Here is a 15,712-nt window from a genome sequence, read left to right on the forward strand (position 1 = left end):
GGTCAGCGGCCGCGGGGCTTGCGGGTGCGCCGCACCGCCGGCGCGGACGCCTTGGCGCGGGCCGGCTTCTTCTTGCCGCCGCCGGCCCTCTCCGCCTTCTCGCGCGCCTCCCGCGCCTTCGCCTTGGCGGCCTTCGCCCGCGACTCGACCTTCGGCGTCGCGGCGGTTCCGCGCGTGGTGTTCGCGCTGCGGCCGCGGACGACTCCGATGAAGTCCTCGACGTCGTCGCCCTTGTCGTCCGTCACCCAGGCGAGGCGGACGGAGGAGGGAGCGACGCCGGTCACCGGCACCGCGGTGACGTCCTTGCGGCTGTGCACGCGCGCCACCGACTGCGGCACGATCAGCACGCCCACGCCGGCCGCGACCTGCTCGACCGCGTCGTCGAGGCCGGCCATGCGCGGCAGCGGGCGCCGCGAGCCGTCCGCGAGCTCCTCGGCGACCGCGGCCCACTCCGGCACGTCCTCCGGATCCTGGAGGAGGTGCTCGCCGGCCAGCTCGGCGACCTCGAGCTCGTCCGCGGCGGCCAGGGCGTGCTCGCGGCCGACGACGGCGACGGGCTGCTCGTCGTAGAGATGGATGGAGCTGAGGGCGGAGGAGGAGACGTCGCCGCGGACGAACGACAGCTGCGCGCGGCCGTCGAGCAGCGCCTGCTCCTGATCGCGCTCGGCGACGACGGTGATGCGCAGCGGGAGATCGGAGCGGCGCTGGCCCCAGACGCGGGTCCACTTGGTGGGGGTGACGCCGGGCACGAGGGCGACGGCGAGCACGGGGCCGGCGGGGACGGCGTCCCCGGCGTCGGAGTCGGCGGCGTCGGAGTCGCTGTCCTCGGCGTCGAGATCGTCGGAGTCGAGATCGTCGGAGTCGAGGTCGTCGGAGTCGCCGTCCTCGGAGGCGCCGTCCGTGTCGTCCGACTCGGCTCCGGCGCCGACCGCACCCGATCCGGCCGACGCGTCGACAGCCGCCGCGTCCGCCTCGCCCTCCGGACGCCCCTCCGCCTCGGGAGCGGCCTGCGGGTCGACGGTCTCGGGCTGCTCGCTCATCCCCTCAGGGTAGGTGGTCCGCGCCGCGCCGGTAGGGTTGCCGCATGGCCAAGGCGACACAGACGATGAAGGCTGCGACCGCGGCGAAGAAGCTGCAGGTCTACCTGCCCGCGACCCCGGAGGAGTTCCAGGAGTCGGCGATCACGCGCGAGCAGTACGACGAGCTCGCCGCGAACCCGCCCGCCTGGCTCGTGCAGCTGCGAGAGGAGGGGCCGCACCCCCGCTCCGTCATCGCCTCCCGGCTGAACGTCTCCATCTCGGGGCTCGCCCGCGGCGGCGTCACCGAGGCGCTGACCACTCCCGAGATCCAGGCCCTGCTCGACGAGGTCCCCGAGTGGCTGCGCGTCGAGCAGAACCGCTACGCGGAGGTCCGCCGCGAGCAGGCCCGCATCAAGTCCGAGCGCGCCGCCAAGGCCGCCGACTGACCCCACCCCCGCCTGCATGACCCCGATCCGGCGCGGGCGACGTGGCCTGCGGACCGGAGCGGGATCCCGCCGAGGGGAGCCGCGCGGCTACTGGTTCGAGAACGCGGCGTCGAACGACGCGGTCGGGGTCCTCCAGAGCAGCGAGCGGATGAAGCCGACGGCCTCCTTCGCGCCGTGGAGGCGGTCCATCCCGGCGTCCTCCCACTCGATGGAGATCGGGCCGGAGTAGCCGATCGACTCCAGCGCGCGGAACGCGTCCTCCCACGGGACGTCGCCGTGCCCCGTCGAGACGAAGTCCCAGCCGCGGCGCGGTTCGCCCCACGGCAGGTGCGAGCCGAGCACGCCGGCGCGGCCGTTCTTCGGGCGCAGGCGGGTGTCCTTGCAGTCGACGTGGTAGATCCGGTCCTTGAAGTCGACGATGAAGCCGACCGGGTCGATGTCCTGCCACATCATGTGCGACGGATCCCAGTTGAAGCCGAAGGCCGGGCGGTGCCCGATCGCCTCGAGGGTGCGCACGCTCGACCAGTAGTCGTAGGCGATCTCGGACGGGTGCACCTCGTGCGCGTAGACCACGCCGTTCGCGTCGAACTCGTCGAGGATCGGGTTCCAGCGCGTCGCGAAGTCCTCGTACCCCTCGTCGATGACGGAGGCCGGCACCGGCGGGAACTGCGCCACGTAGGGCCAGATCTTCGAGCCGGTGAAGCCGACGACCACGTCCACGCCGAGCTTGCGGGCGACCCGCGCCGAGCGCTTCATGTCCTCGGCGGCGCGCTCCCGCACCCCCTCCGCGTCGCCGTCGCCCCAGGTGTAGTCGCGCACGAGTGCCTTGTGGCGGAAGTCGATCGGGTCGTCGCAGACGGCCTGGCCGGTGAGGTGGTTCGAGATGGCGAAGACCTCGAGGCCGTAGCGGTCGAGGATCTCCAGACGCGAGGCGGCGTAGGCGTCGTCCTCGTCCGCGCGCTTGAGGTCGAGGTGGTCGCCCGAGGCCGCGATCTCGAGTCCGTCGTAGCCCCACTCGGCGGCGAGTCGGGCGACCTCCTCGAAGGGCAGATCGGCCCACTGCCCGGTGAACAGCGTCACGGGGTGGGTGGCGGGGTAGGTCTTCTCGTCGCTCATGCGGCGATCTCCGTCCGGTCGTCGGCGGCGGGCACGGTCACCCAGGCGCCTGTCTCGGCCGCGTCGAGCACGGCCTCGGTGATGCGCGCCGCGCGGAGGCCGTCGGTGAAGGTCGGCAGACCCTCCACGTCGGCGCCCGCCACGGCGGCGTAGGTGTCGCGGGCGAACGCCGTGAAGGCGTCCTGATAGCCCATCGGATGACCGCTCGGCACGATCGAGAGCCGGGCCGCATCGGGCGCGAGGATCGAGGCGTCGCGCGGCACCAGCAGGGCGCTGTCGCGCCGGCCGACCCACAGCGTCTCGGGGAGCTCCTGCTCGAAGCGCAGCGACTCCTCCAGCCCGGACACCTCGAGCACCAGCTCGTTGCGGTGGCCCGCGGTGACCTGCGAGACGAGGAGCGTGCCGACGGCGCCGCCCTCGAGCCGGACGATCAGGCCGGCCACGTCCTCGGTGCTCACCGGGCGGCCGCCGCGCTCGGCGTGGACGGTGCTCGTGATCGCGGCGAGCGAGTCGATCCGGTCGCCGGTGACGAACTCCAGCAGGTCGACCAGGTGCGAGCCGATGTCGCCGAAGGCGCGCGAGCGGCCGCCGGCGGCCGGGTCGACGCGCCAGTTGTCGTCGGAGGCGCCCAGCAGCCAGTCCTGGAGGTAGCTCCCGCGGACCGTGACCAGACGGCCGGTCTCGCCGGAGGCGACGCGGGCACGGGCCTCGCGCACCATCGGGTGGAAGCGGTAGGCGAACGGGACGGTCGCCACCACGCCGGCGGAGGACGCGGCCGCAGCGAGCGACTCCGCCTCCCGAAGCGTCGCGGCGAGCGGCTTCTCGCAGACCACGTGCTTGCCCGCCTCGATCGCCGCGAGCGCGAGTGCGGCGTGCGTGGCGTTCGGGGTGCAGACGTGCACGAGGTCGATGCTCTCGTCCTCGATCAGGGCCCGGGCGTCCGGGTAGGCGCGCTCGACGCCGAGCTCGGCCGCCGCCCGCTCGCCCTTCTCCGGGGTGGAGGAGGCGACTCCCGCGAGCACCGCTCCGGCGCTGCGGGCCGCGCGGCTGTGCACGGCCGCCATGAAGCCGCCGCCGAGCACGCCGACGCGCAGGGGCGCGGGCATCAGGAGAGGGTCGCTTCGGTCGGGTCCCAGCTCTCGGGCAGTGCGGGGCGGGGCGTCACGGAGCTGGTGACGAGGACCTTCTCGCCGGTCTCGGCGGCCTCGAGGAGCGAGAGCATCACGTCGGTGACGTGATACGCGAGGTCTCCGGAGGCGGCCTCGGGGCGGTCGGCCCGGATCGCGCGGGCGAGCTCGAGCACGCCGGTGCCGCGGGAGGCGGTCGAGCCGGTCGCCGCGATGACCTCAGGCTCGGCGGACCCGCGGCGGTGCAGGGTGATCTCTCCGTCGTGCTGGTTCGGGTCGGGGAGGACGAGGGTGCCCTCGGAGCCGTTGATCTCGACGAAGCCGGTGCGCGGCAGGCTCGACTCGAAGCTCCACACGCCCTGGGCCGAGGCCCCGGACTCGAAGCGGAGCAGCCCGCCGATGTGCGTCGGGATGGTCACCGGGAACTCGGTGCCCTCCTTCGGGCCGGAGCCCACCACGCGGGTGGCGCGGGCCTGGGACGAGACGGCGGTGACGCTCTCGACGGGGCCGAGGTTCTGCACGAGCGTGGTGATGTAGTACGGGCCCATGTCGAGCAGCGGTCCGCCGCCCTCGGCGAAGAAGAACTCCGGGTTCGGGTGCCACGACTCGGGGCCGGGGCCCTGGAAGAGGGTGAGGGCGGAGAGCGGCGTGCCGATGGCTCCGCTCTCGATCACGCGCTGCGCCCTCTGGAGGCCCGCGCCCAGGAAGGTGTCGGGAGCGGTCGCGACGCGCAGCCCCTTGTCCTTCGCCAGCGCGAGCAGCTCGATCCCGCTGTCGCGGTCGAGCGAGAAGGGCTTCTCGGTCCACACGTGCTTGCCCGCCTCGACCGCGCGGCGCGCGACCTCGACGTGCGCGGCCGGGATCGTGAGGTTCACGACGATCTCGATGCCCTCGTGCGCGAGGAGCTCCTCGACGGTGCCGGAGGCGGGGACGCCGAAGGCCTCGGCCTGGGTCCTCGCCCGCTCGAGGTCGATGTCGGCGACGAAGAGCACCTCGAGGTCGGGGAAGACGGTGAGGTTGGTCAGGTACTGGGTGCTGATGTTGCCGGCGCCGATGACGCCGACGCCCACGCGGCCGGTGCCGCTCATGCGCCGAGCCCCGAGACGTAGCGGTGGGCCGACTCCAGGCCCTCGAAGATGTCGCCGGCGTAGGCGTCGAACTCCAGCACGGGCAGGGCCTGCGGAGCGGCGGCGAGGATCGCCGGGACGTCCATCGCGCCCTCGCCCGCGGGCAGCTGCTCCTGGGTGTCGGCCGAGATCGGGCCGTCCTTCACGTGCAGGAAACGCACCTGGTCGCCGAGGCGTCCGAGCACCTCGACCGGGTCGTCGCCGCCGACGGCCGCCCAGTAGGTGTCGAGCTCGAGGACCATGCGCGGGTCGAGCAGGCCCGCGAGGTGCTCGAAGGCGCTGCGGCCGTCGACGCGGTTCTCGAACTCGAAGGCGTGGTTGTGGTAGCCGAGCACCAGGCCGCGGGCCGCGGCGGAGTCGACCAGCGCGTTCAGCTCGTCGGCTATGCGGGCGACGTCGTCCGCGGTGGTCCAGCGGGTCGGGTCGACGAAGGGGTCGATCACGGTCTCGACGCCGAGCGAGGCGGCCGTGTCGAGGATCTCGTCGACGGTGGCGTCGCCCTGCGGGCCGAGGAGGCGCGCGTGGGCGCTGGGAGCGCGCAGTCCGCTGGCCGGGAGCGCCGCGCGGTAGGCGTCGGCCAGGTCGACGAACCCGAAGAGCTCGACCGTGGTGAAGCCGATCGCCGCGAGGCGGTCGAGGGTGGCGGGCAGATCGGCCGCGAGCGGCTCGCGCACCGAGTACAGCTGGACAGAGAGGTCTGGGGGTGTGGCCACCGGTGGGGCTCCTGATCGCATCGGAAGGTGTGCCTCGAACCCTACGCGGACTTTTGCTCACGGACAAGCAAAACTAGCCCTGCGCGCCCGCCAAGTCGGGCACCCGCCGCACAGAAGCACGGGCGCTGTGGTTGACTCTGGCCATGTCCCCGCGCCGCCGCATCACCGTCAGCGCGGTCGGCGAGCTGCTGCTCCTGCTGGCCGACGGGGCGCCCCGGACGCGGGCCGACGTGGTCGCCGAGACGGGCCTGCCGCGTGCGGCCGTCTCCGCCCAGCTCGACGTCCTCACCGCCTCCGGCCTGGTCGCCCGGCAGGACGACGCCCCCTCCTCCGGCGGCCGTCCCGCCGCCCGCGTGGCCTTCGACCCGCGGGCGCGCAGCCTCCTCGCCGTCGACCTGGGTGCCGCGCACGCCGTCGTCGCCCTGACCGACCTCGACGGCACGGTCCTCGCCCGCCGCCGCGAGAGCATCGCCATCGCCGACGGCCCCCTCGCCGTCCTCGGCCACGCCCTCGACGTCGCCGCGGCCCTGCTCGGCCGGACTCCGGCGGCCGGCCCGCTCGCGGGAGTCGGCGTCGGCGTCCCCGGACCCGTCGAGCACGCGACGGGCCGCCCGGTGAAGCCGCCGATCATGCCCGGCTGGGACCGCTTCGACATCCCGGAGTTCGTCGGCCGCCGCCTCCCCGTGCCCGTCCTCGTCGACAACGACGTGAACCTGCTGGCGCTCGGCGAGCACGCCGACCACTACGCCGACGTCGACGACCTCCTCTACGTGAAGGTCTCCACCGGCATCGGAGCCGGGATCGTCAGCGGCGGGGCCCTGCAGCGCGGAGCCCTCGGAGCGGCGGGAGACCTGGGCCACGTGCAGGTCCCCGGCGACCGCGGCGAGGCCGACCTCGAGGCGATCGCGAGCGGCTCGGCGATCGCCCGCCGCCTGACCGAGTCCGGGATCGACGCCGCCAGCACCTCCGACGTCGTCACCCTGCTGACCGGCGGGGACCCCACCACCGTCGAGCTCACGCGCGCCGCGGGCCGCGACATCGGCGAGGTGCTCGCCACCTGCGTGAACCTCCTGAACCCGTCCGTCATCGTCGTCGGCGGCAGCATCGCCCAGGCCAGCCACGAGGTCCTCGCCGGGGTCCGCGAGGTCGTCTACCGCCGCTCCCTCCCCCTGGCGACCCGCGCGCTCGACATCGTGCAGGCCGCGGCCCAGGGCGGAGGCGTCCGCGGCGCCGCCCTGATGGTCCGGCGCCACCTCCTCTCCCCCGCGCACGTCGACGCCTTCCTCGACGCCTGAGCCGCCGGCGCGAGCCGTCGCGCCCCGGTGAGACGCCGCGGGTCGGCGTGCCGATTCGACCGGGCGCCGCAGGGGGCAGAGAATGAATCGGTGCCCGACCTGCAGCTCTCCTTCCCCTGGGAGACGCAGCCCGTCTTCACGGACGCCGAGCCCCCGCACCTCCGGAGGGTCGTCGCCGACTCCTCGGACCGCGTCGCCTGGCTCCGCGCCCGCTCGCGCGGCATCACGGCGACCGACGTCGCCCGCCTCTCCTCCCCCGCCGCGATCGGCAAGGCAGCGCTCGACAAGCTCTACGGCACCGGCTTCGGCGGCAACGCCTTCACCGACCACGGCCGCGCCCGCGAGCCCGAGATCGCCGCCTGGGTGCGGAGCGAGCACGCGATCGAGCCCAGCAGCACCCTCTTCCACGCGAGCCAGGAGCGGCGCCACCTCGCCACGCCCGACGGCATCGGCCTCCGCGAGGACGGCCGGCTCGAGCTCTGCGAGATCAAGACCACGACGAAGCCGTGGCGGAGCATCCCGCGCCACTACCTGCGGCAGGTCTTCTGGCAGCAGTACGTCCTCGGCGCCGAGCGCACGCTCGTCGTCTGGGAGCAGCACCGCGACTTCGTGCCGATCGAGGGCGAGCCGAACTCCCGCTGGGTCGACCGCGACGAGGACGAGATCCACATCCTCGTGCGGCTGGCGGGGATGCTGATGGCCGAGCTGCACGAGCGGACGCGCGCCCGGTGACGGTCCTCCTCCTGCACGGCCTGGGCGGCGACCGCTCCCAGCCGCTGGGGCTGCTGCGCTCCGCCCTCCCCGCCGGCAGCGAGGTCATCGCTCCGGACGTCCGCGCCCACGGCGCCTCCGAGCTGCTCGGCGCGCCCGGCGACTTCGCCCTCGAGGCGCTCGCCGACGAGGTGACGGAGGAGGTCGTGCGCGCCGGAGCCGCGCACAAGCCGCTCACGGTGCTCGGCATCTCGATGGGCGCCGCGATCGCCCTGCGCCTCGCGGTCCGACGCGTGCTGCCGATCGACCGCGCCGTTTTCGTGCGTCCCGCCTTCACCGCCGAGCCGCTGCCCGAGAACCTCACCGTGTTCCCCGTCATCGCGCAGCTGCTGCACGACCGCGGCGCGAAGCGCGGCGAGCGGATATTCCGCGCCTCGGGCCTGTTCGCGCGCGCCGCCGAGGTGTCCCCCGCGTCGGCGGAGGCGCTGACGCTGCAGTTCCGCTCCCCGCGCGCGGCCGAGCGCGCCGTCCGGCTCGCCCAGATCCCGCGGAACGCCGCCTACCGCGACTCCGGAGAGCTGGGCGAGGTCATCGCGCGCACCCTGGTGATCGCGGCCGAGCGCGACCCCGTGCACCCGGTCGAGGTCGCGGAGGCGTGGGCTAGGGCTCTTCCGGATGCGGACTGCGAGCGGGTGCCGTCGCGGGACGAGGGCTTCGCCGCTCAGCAGGACCGGATCCGCGGGCACGTCCGCGGCTGGCTCGCTCGGCGCTGAGGTCCTCGAGCGCGAGCACCAGGCCGACGAACGCGAGCCAGAGCACTGCGATCGCCGTCGCCACGAACTCGAGCGTGCCGCCGAGCCGCAGCCACACGCGCAGGAGCGACAGGATCCCACCCGTTCCGGCGACGACCGCCACCGAGATCCCGGCGGCGAGCGAGAGCCGCGCGACCGCAGGGCGCCCCCGCACGGTCGCCAGCTGGAGCATCGCAGCGCAGGCGGCCCCGAAGCCGAGCACGGCGGCCGAGGTGTGGATGAGGTCCTGCCAGCGGAAGGCCGGCCCGACCGGCAGCGGGCAGCCCGCCGTGCAGGTCACCTGCGAGGCGAGCGCGAAGCAGGCGGCCGCCAGGAGGATGGCGCCCGCCGGGCGGAGGGCGGGCAGCAGGCGGGCGCGCACCGGCCAGGCGCCCGCGGCGATCAGCGCGCCGCCGGCCGCCACGAGCAGAAGGGCGGCCTCGAAGGCGCCCGCCGTCGGCAGGTCCGGCGCGCCCATCTCGCTGACGTAGACCCAGCGGCTGGTGCCGATGCTGATCCGGGCGGCCAGGAGGACCACGAGCCCGGCCAGGACCAGGAGGGCACCGCCGACCAGCAGGGTACGTCGGCGTCGCATCCCCTCATCGTGCCAGACCGGGCGCCAGCGGCTCCGCGCGCCAATCTTCTCCCGAGGGTGACACCCCCGTAACAGCGCCGACTCATTGCCTCGATTGACTGGTCGCGGCGTCGGATGCGGGGATCGGGGGCGACGTCCTCGGCACGCTCCACCCGCACGCCTCAGCGACAGGAAAGGCGACGATGCACACCAGCGCGCTCGGGCACGGCCTCGCGATCGGCGAGATCCCGGAGGAGGTCGTCCTCCCCGACACGATGACGGCGGCGGTGATCGACGCGCCGGGCGACGCCTCCGCCCTGCACCTGGCGACCGTGCCGACCCCCTCCGCCATCAACGCCGAGTTCACGGTGAAGGTGGTCGCGGCCGGCGTGAATCCGCTCGACGCGAAGACGCGGGCGGGCCAGGGGGTCGCCTCGCAGATCGCCTCCTACCCGGCGGTCCTCGGCCACGACTTCTCGGGCGTCGTCGTCTCGAGTCCCTACCCGGCGCATCCGCTGCGGCCGGGCGACGAGGTCTACGGCTTCGTCATGGTGCCGCGCTACTCGGGCTCCTACGCGGAGTACGTCAGCGTGCCGAGCGTCTCCATCGCGCGGAAGCCGTCGACGCTCTCGCACGTGGAGGCGGCCGGCGTCCCGCTCGCGGCGCTCACCGCCTGGGGCATGGTCGTCGAGCTCGCCAAGGCGCACGAGGGTCAGCGGATCCTCATCCACGCCGGGTCGGGCGGAGTCGGCCACTTCGCGGTGCAGTTCGCCGCCTACTTCGGCGCCTCGGTGATCGCGACCGGCTCGACCCGCAACCTGCAGTGGCTGCACGAGCTCGGCGCCGCGCAGGTGATCGACCACACCGCCGAGCGCTTCGACGAGCTGCTGTCGGGCGTCGACGTGGTCATCGATCTGGTCGGCAACGTCCACGACGACACGGGCTCGCGCTCGCTGAGGGTCCTCCGCCCCGGGGGCCTGATCGTGAACGCGCCCACCGGGAGCTGGCCCGGGTTCTTCGAGGAGGCGGCCGCTGCGGGCGTCCGCGCCTCCACCTACCGCGTCGCTCCCGACGGGGCGACCCTCGGCGTGGTCTCGCGCCTGCTCGAGTCGGGCGACGTCCGCGTCTTCATCGACGGCATCTTCCCCCTCGCCCGCGCCTGCGAGGCGCACGAGCAGCTCGAGACGGGCCACACCCGCGGCAAGATCGTCCTCACCGTCTCCGAGGGCTGATCTCCGCGAGAGGCCGCTCCGGTACGCCACACGGAGCGTGCCGCGTACCCGGGTGGCGTCTCGCGGGGAGGGTCAGGCGAGAGAGCGCTCGAGGACGAAGTCGTCCTCCCAGCGGTCGCCGACAAGGAAGCGCTTGCGGCCGACGACCGCGAAGCCGTGCTTGGAGTAGAACCGCTGAGCACGCGCGTTCTCCTCGTTGACGCCGAGCCAGACGCCCGCGGCACCGTGTGCCCGCGCCTCCTCGAGGGTCGCGGCCATCAGCGCGGCCGCCGCTCCGGAGCCGTGCCGGCCGGGCAGGAGGTAGAACTTGCTGAGCTCGACGGTCGGACGCAGCCGGATCGCCGCGACGACGTCGGCGTCGGCGGGCTCCCCGCGCACGAGCATCGCGTAGCCGGTCAGCGCGCCGGAGTCGTCGTCGACCAGGAGCGAGCGGAGCGGATCGGCGAGGTGGTCGCGGAAGCGCTCGACCGAGAGCACGGTGCGCACGAACTCGGCCTTCGCCTCCGCGATGGTGTGCGGCGGGCAGGCCAGCGGGAAGGTCGCGGCGGCCAGCTCGGCCAGGGCCTCGGCGTCGGCGGGGGACGCCCGGCGGACGGTCACGGGAGGCGTGGCGGAGCGGAGCGGCGGATCACCGGTCCAGTATGCCGGGACGACGAAGGAGGGGGCCCGCCGAAGCGGACCCCCTCCTCACGTCAGTGCGTGCTCGGCTCAGGCCAGGACGTTGACGTCCAGCGGGATGCCGGGGCCGAAGGTCGTCGAGACGGCGGCCTTCTGGATGTAGCGGCCCTTCGAGGAGGACGGCTTGAGGCGGAGGATCTCGTCGAGCGCGGTCTTGAAGTTCTCCTGGAGCTGCTCCTCGGTGAACGCGGCCTTGCCCACGACGAGGTGCACGTTGGCGTGCTTGTCGACGCGGAACTCGATCTTTCCGCCCTTGATCTCGGTCACGGCCTTCGCCACGTCCGGGGTCACGGTGCCGGTCTTCGGGTTGGGCATGAGGCCGCGGGGGCCGAGCACCTTTCCGAGACGGCCGACCTGGCCCATGAGCTCCGGGGTCGAGACGGCGGAGTCGAACGAGGTGTACCCGCCCGCGACCTTCTCGATGAGCTCGGCGCCGCCGACCTCGTCGGCACCGGCGGCCAGCGCGGCCTCGGCGGCCGGACCGGTCGCGAACACGATGACGCGGGCGGTCTTGCCCGTGCCGTGGGGCAGGATGACCGTGCCGCGGACCATCTGGTCGGCCTTGCGGGGGTCGACACCGAGCTTGAGGGCGACCTCGACGGTGCTGTTGAACTTGGCGGAACCGGTCTCGCGGGCGAGCGCGACGGCCTCGTCGGCCGTGTAGAACTTGCCCTCTTCGAGCTTGGCCGCGGCGGCCCGGTAGGCCTTCGACTTCTGTGCCATGTTGTTTCTCCTTGAAACGAGAATGTGGTTCTAGAGCCTGGCGGGCTCTCCCACGGGGGTGATGGAGTTCTGGTGGTGCCGCGATCGCGGCCGTGACTGCTGCTCGCGGGAGGCGGGGAGGTCCCGCGGAAGCGTATCCGGACCGGGCGTGCGACCCCGCTGAGGGGCCGCCGTCGGGTTCTCGAGGCTTCCGCGGTGGGTCCGCGCCGGTGGGTGCGTCGCTCCCGCCGTCGAGCAGCGCGTCGCGCTACTCGACCGTGATGCCCATCGAGCGGGCGGTGCCGGCGATGATCTTCGCGGCGGCGTCGATGTCGTTGGCGTTCAGGTCGACCTGCTTCGCCTCGGCGATCTCGCGGACCTGCGCCTGGGTGAGCTTCGCGACCTTCACGGTGTGCGGGGTCGAGGAGCCCTTGGCGACGCCGGCGGCCTTCTTGATGAGCTCCGCCGCGGGCGGGGTCTTCAGCACGAAGGTGAACGAGCGGTCCTCGTAGACGGTGATCTCGACGGGGATGACGTTGCCGCGCTGCGACTCGGTCTGCGCGTTGTACGCCTTGCAGAACTCCATGATGTTGACGCCGTGCTGACCGAGCGCCGGACCGATCGGGGGCGCGGGGTTGGCCGCGCCGGCCTTGATCTGGAGCTTGATCAGGCCGGTGACCTTCTTCTTGGGGGCCATTCTGATTCCTTTTCTCAGGGTTCGAGCGGTCGGGGGCTCCCGGCCGCTCTCCCGCGCATCCGACGGTGCCGGATCGCGGTGGAGGAGGGTCGTCCGGCGCGCACAGAGGCGGGCGCCGACACGAAAACCCGTACGAGCTTACACGAGCGGGGCCACCCCCGACAGGGCGGAGGAGGGGCCGACGCCCGGGGGCGCGTGGGGCGGTGCCGGAGGGGGCGCCGCCCGGAACGGCGAACGCCCCCTCCGACGTGCGGAGGGGGCGTTCAGGCGGCGCGGAGGCGACGCGTCAGAGCTTGGTGACCTGGTCGAACGACAGCTCGACCGGGGTCTCGCGCTCGAAGAGCGAGACGAGCACGGTGAGCTTGCCGCTCTCGGGCTTGATCTCGCTGATCGAGCCGGGAAGACCCGCGAACGAGCCCTCCTTGATGGTGATGGTCTCGCCGATCTCGAAGTCGACCTCGGCGGGCAGCACGCGCTGGGCCTGCTTCTGGCCCTTGGCGCCGGAGGTCTTCGAGGGGGCGACGTCCTTGATCTCGACGAGGCTCTTCAGCATCGTGAAGGCCTCCTCGAAGCGCAGCGGGGTCGGGTTGTGGGCGTTGCCCACGAAGCCGGTGACGCCCGGCGTGTGGCGGACGACCGACCACGAGTCCTCGTTGAGGTCCATGCGCACCAGCACGTAGCCGGGGATGCGCACGCGGGTGACCATCTTGCGCTGGCCGTTCTTGATCTCGACCACGTCCTCCATCGGGACCTGGACCTCGAAGATGTAGTCCTCGGCCTCGAGCGAGACCTTGCGGTTCTCGATGTTCGACTTCACGCGCTTCTCGAAGCCGGCGTAGGAGTGGATGACGTACCACTTGCCCGGCTTGCCGCGCAGCTCGGTGCGGAAGGCCTCGTACGGGTCGATGTCGGCGAGGTCCTCACCGGCGGACTCGGCGTCCTCGGCGGCGACCTCGGCCTCGTCCTCGACGGCCTCGAGGGCCGCTTCGGCCTCCTCGACGGTGTCGATGTGCGCGGCCTCGTCGACCGCGGAGTCGGCCTCGGGGTCGTCGACCGAGCCGATGGCGTCCAGCGCTGCCTCGAGGTCGGAGGCGAGGTCGTCCTCGGACTCGTTCTCGTCGATGATGCTCAGCGCACCCTGCTCGGCGGGCTCGACGGCGTCCTCAGCCTGCGACTGGACGTCGCCCTCCTGCTCCTCCTCGACCTCCGACGACTGCTCGGCAGCCGTCGCCCAGTCGACGTCGTCGCGGTTTCTGTCAGACACTCGTCACAACTCTCTCTCGATCGATCGGTCGCGCCCCTCGGGGCGCGTCCCGCTGTCGCCGGCACCCTCCGCTCGCGCGGCCCGGATGCTCTCGGGTCAGGCGGCGGGTGTGCCGAACACGTACGTCACGGCCAGGGCGAACACCCAGTCGAGGAAGGACACCAGCGCCATCATGATGACGACGAAGATCAGCACGACCACGACGTAATTGCCCAGCTCCTTGCGGGTGGGCGTCACGACCTTCTTCAGCTCGGCGATGACCTGCCGGATGAAGAGGGCGATGCGCGCGAACGGGTTGCGCCGCGCGGCTCGCTGCTGATTGGCGATCGCGACGACGTCCTCGCTCGGCTCGTCGACTGCTTTCCCGGCCACCTGCACGCACCTTTCCCGCACCGGAACCTCCGGTGTGGCCGACCGCCCGTCATGGGCGGCCCTGGACCGATGACCGCAGCGTCGCGGGGACCGCGTGCGACGGGCATCGATGTGCAGGGCGGACAGGGCTCGAACCTGCAACCTGCGGTTTTGGAGACCGCTGCTCTACCAATTGAGCCACCGCCCTATGGATGCCGTTGCGAGCATCCGAGGAGGAGACCGACCCGCCGCCCCACCGCCACGACCCTCGCGGGCGCTGTGGATGAGGGCAGAGATCGACTACCTCGGACGAGTGTACGTGGACCCGCTGGGCGTGTCCAGCCGAGCGGCGGGGGGCCTCGGAGCCCCGTGCGCGCGCAGGATACGCTGGCCGTCGTGTCCTCCACCACGCGCATCTCCGCCCGCATCGCCGCCATCGCCGAGTCCGCCACTCTGAAGGTCGACGCCAAGGCGAAGGCCCTCCAGGCCCAGGGCCGCCCGGTCGTCTCCTACGCCGCCGGCGAGCCCGACTTCCTCACTCCCGAGCACATCGTCGAGGCCGCCTCGGCCGCCGTGCTCGACCCGGGGAACTACCGCTACACCCCCGCGGCGGGCCTCCCCGACCTCCGCGCGGCCATCGCGGAGAAGACGGCGCGCGACTCCGGATGGGCCGTCGACCCCTCGCAGGTCGTGGTCACCAACGGCGGCAAGCAGGCCGTCTACCAGGCCTTCCAGACCCTCCTCGACGACGGCGACGAGGTGCTGGTGCCGACCCCGTACTGGACCACCTACCCCGAGGCGATCAAGCTCGCCGGCGGCGTGCAGGTGGACGTGTTCGCGGGCGCCGACCAGGGCTACCTGGTCACGGTCGAGCAGCTGGAGGCCGCGCGCACCGAGCGCACCAAGGTGCTCCTGTTCGTCTCCCCCTCCAACCCCACCGGCGCCGTCTACTCGGCCGAGCAGACCCGCGAGATCGGCGAGTGGGCCGAGGAGCACGGCCTCTGGATCATCGCCGACGAGATCTACCAGAACCTCGTCTACTCCACCGGCGACCAGGACGACGCGAGCCCGCTCGAGCACGCGACCTCGATCGTCGAGGCGGTGCCGGCCCTGCGCGACCGGACGATCCTCGTCAACGGCGTCGCGAAGACCTACGCGATGACCGGCTGGCGCGTCGGATGGATGGTCGGCCCGGCCGACGCGATCAAGGGCGCCTCGAACCTCCAGTCGCACCTCTCGAGCAACGTCTCGAACATCTCGCAGCGCGCCGCGATCGCCGCCCTCACCGGCCCGCAGGAGCCGGCCGAGGAGATGCGCCTGGCCTTCGACCGCCGCCGCCGCACCATCGTCGCCGAGCTGAACGCGATCGACGGGATCGAGTGCCCCACCCCCGGCGGCGCGTTCTACGTCTACCCCGACGTGAACGGGCTGCTGAACCGCGAGTGGAACGGCACCACCCCGACGACCTCCCTCGAGCTCGCCGACCTCATCCTCGAGCAGGCCGAGGTCGCCACCGTCCCCGGGGAGGCCTTCGGACCGAGCGGCTACCTCCGCCTGTCCTACGCCCTCGGCGACGACGCGCTCCTCGAGGGCGTGCGCCGCTTGCAGCGGCTCTTCGGCACCGTCTAGCCCCTCTCCTCCTGCGTCGTCGATAGGCCGCGGCCGGCTCGACGACGAGGTGCGTCGCAGAGAGCGGGATGCGCAGCGCGGACGACGATCCGCCGACACGCGGATCGCCGGTCGCCGCTCGACCGTGCCTCACGGTGACCGGCGGGTACTGCGACGCGCCTGTCCGACAGGTGAGGGGTGCCTGGCATCTCGGGGCGGGGAGGGCAAGAGGGAGGCGGAAATCGGGGATCACTGTCGCCG

The 15,712-nt window shown here is 72.9% G+C and carries 17 protein-coding genes and 1 tRNA gene; 6 read left to right on the top strand and 12 right to left on the bottom strand.

All coding sequences use genetic code 11. From position 1 onward, the window contains the following. Positions 1–2 precede the first annotated feature (2 nt). On the bottom strand, positions 3–1,040 hold the full coding sequence (locus C5C29_RS02290) for a LysR substrate-binding domain-containing protein (protein WP_104266758.1): 1,038 nt from the start codon (positions 1,038–1,040) through the stop codon (positions 3–5). A gap of 44 nt (positions 1,041–1,084) precedes the next feature. Between C5C29_RS02290 and C5C29_RS02295 the strand changes: the two genes are divergently transcribed. Further along, the gene (locus C5C29_RS02295; RefSeq protein ID WP_104223641.1) at positions 1,085–1,465 is read left to right on the top strand and encodes a DUF5997 family protein; all 381 of its coding nucleotides are present in this window, start codon (positions 1,085–1,087) and stop codon (positions 1,463–1,465) included. Between the two features lie 87 nt (positions 1,466–1,552). Here C5C29_RS02295 and C5C29_RS02300 read toward each other — a convergent pair whose 3' ends face one another. The 4 genes from C5C29_RS02300 to C5C29_RS02315 are packed head-to-tail and all read right to left on the bottom strand — an operon-like array spanning position 1,553 to position 5,548. Next, a complete protein-coding gene (locus tag C5C29_RS02300; RefSeq protein ID WP_181128719.1) occupies positions 1,553–2,581 on the bottom strand; it encodes a sugar phosphate isomerase/epimerase in 1,029 nt (342 codons plus the stop codon). Beyond that, positions 2,578–3,687 (bottom strand): Gfo/Idh/MocA family protein, encoded by a 1,110-nt coding sequence (locus C5C29_RS02305; RefSeq protein WP_104266757.1) that lies wholly within the window; start codon positions 3,685–3,687, stop codon positions 2,578–2,580. The genes C5C29_RS02300 and C5C29_RS02305 overlap by 4 nt, the downstream gene beginning before the upstream one ends. Beyond that, positions 3,687–4,796: a Gfo/Idh/MocA family protein gene (locus C5C29_RS02310; protein WP_104307920.1), complete on the bottom strand. Its 1,110-nt coding sequence runs from the start codon at positions 4,794–4,796 to the stop codon at positions 3,687–3,689. The genes C5C29_RS02305 and C5C29_RS02310 overlap by 1 nt, the downstream gene beginning before the upstream one ends. After that, complete coding sequence (locus tag C5C29_RS02315; RefSeq protein ID WP_258059739.1) at positions 4,793–5,548, bottom strand: sugar phosphate isomerase/epimerase; 756 nt, start codon at positions 5,546–5,548, stop codon at positions 4,793–4,795. The genes C5C29_RS02310 and C5C29_RS02315 overlap by 4 nt, the downstream gene beginning before the upstream one ends. Before the next feature lie 143 nt (positions 5,549–5,691). Here C5C29_RS02315 and C5C29_RS02320 point away from each other — a divergent pair, with 143 nt between their 5' ends. The 3 genes from C5C29_RS02320 to C5C29_RS02330 all read left to right on the top strand — a co-directional run bounded on the left by C5C29_RS02320 (position 5,692) and on the right by C5C29_RS02330 (position 8,327). Then, positions 5,692–6,843: an ROK family transcriptional regulator gene (locus tag C5C29_RS02320; RefSeq protein ID WP_104223637.1), complete on the top strand. Its 1,152-nt coding sequence runs from the start codon at positions 5,692–5,694 to the stop codon at positions 6,841–6,843. 99 nt (positions 6,844–6,942) lie between these two features. Further along, a complete protein-coding gene (locus C5C29_RS02325) occupies positions 6,943–7,575 on the top strand; it encodes a YqaJ viral recombinase family protein (RefSeq protein ID WP_104223661.1) in 633 nt (210 codons plus the stop codon). Continuing rightward, complete coding sequence (locus C5C29_RS02330) at positions 7,572–8,327, top strand: alpha/beta fold hydrolase (RefSeq protein WP_181065521.1); 756 nt, start codon at positions 7,572–7,574, stop codon at positions 8,325–8,327. Before C5C29_RS02325 ends, C5C29_RS02330 begins: the two co-directional genes overlap by 4 nt. Here C5C29_RS02330 and C5C29_RS02335 read toward each other — a convergent pair. Continuing rightward, positions 8,215–8,940, bottom strand: a complete 726-nt coding sequence (locus tag C5C29_RS02335) for a DUF998 domain-containing protein (protein ID WP_104223635.1) — start codon at positions 8,938–8,940, stop codon at positions 8,215–8,217. The genes C5C29_RS02330 and C5C29_RS02335 overlap by 113 nt on opposite strands. Before the next feature lie 182 nt (positions 8,941–9,122). On the opposite strand from C5C29_RS02335, the gene C5C29_RS02340 reads away from it, so the two are divergent. Then, the gene (locus C5C29_RS02340) at positions 9,123–10,151 is read left to right on the top strand and encodes an NADP-dependent oxidoreductase (protein ID WP_374952914.1); all 1,029 of its coding nucleotides are present in this window, start codon (positions 9,123–9,125) and stop codon (positions 10,149–10,151) included. Positions 10,152–10,223: 72 nt separating this feature from the next. Here the strand turns inward: C5C29_RS02340 and C5C29_RS02345 are convergent, their stop codons facing one another. The 6 genes from C5C29_RS02345 to C5C29_RS02370 form a co-directional block, all read right to left on the bottom strand. Further along, complete coding sequence (locus C5C29_RS02345) at positions 10,224–10,751, bottom strand: GNAT family N-acetyltransferase (protein ID WP_104223634.1); 528 nt, start codon at positions 10,749–10,751, stop codon at positions 10,224–10,226. Positions 10,752–10,859: 108 nt separating this feature from the next. After that, positions 10,860–11,552, bottom strand: a complete 693-nt coding sequence (gene rplA, locus C5C29_RS02350) for a 50S ribosomal protein L1 (protein ID WP_104223633.1) — start codon at positions 11,550–11,552, stop codon at positions 10,860–10,862. A gap of 247 nt (positions 11,553–11,799) precedes the next feature. Next, the gene (gene rplK, locus C5C29_RS02355) at positions 11,800–12,228 is read right to left on the bottom strand and encodes a 50S ribosomal protein L11 (protein WP_104223632.1); all 429 of its coding nucleotides are present in this window, start codon (positions 12,226–12,228) and stop codon (positions 11,800–11,802) included. A gap of 286 nt (positions 12,229–12,514) precedes the next feature. Then, the gene (gene nusG / locus C5C29_RS02360) at positions 12,515–13,492 is read right to left on the bottom strand and encodes a transcription termination/antitermination protein NusG (protein ID WP_104223631.1); all 978 of its coding nucleotides are present in this window, start codon (positions 13,490–13,492) and stop codon (positions 12,515–12,517) included. Between the two features lie 96 nt (positions 13,493–13,588). After that, positions 13,589–13,864, bottom strand: a complete 276-nt coding sequence (gene secE / locus C5C29_RS02365) for a preprotein translocase subunit SecE (protein ID WP_068208793.1) — start codon at positions 13,862–13,864, stop codon at positions 13,589–13,591. 114 nt (positions 13,865–13,978) lie between these two features. Further along, positions 13,979–14,051: transfer RNA gene (locus C5C29_RS02370), tRNA-Trp, on the bottom strand. Between the two features lie 179 nt (positions 14,052–14,230). Here C5C29_RS02370 and C5C29_RS02375 point away from each other — a divergent pair. Continuing rightward, a complete protein-coding gene (locus tag C5C29_RS02375; RefSeq protein ID WP_374953262.1) occupies positions 14,231–15,472 on the top strand; it encodes a pyridoxal phosphate-dependent aminotransferase in 1,242 nt (413 codons plus the stop codon). Positions 15,473–15,712 lie beyond the last annotated feature (240 nt).

This window comes from Rathayibacter sp. AY1H2 (genome assembly GCF_002931985.1).
Lineage (GTDB): Bacteria > Actinomycetota > Actinomycetes > Actinomycetales > Microbacteriaceae > Rathayibacter.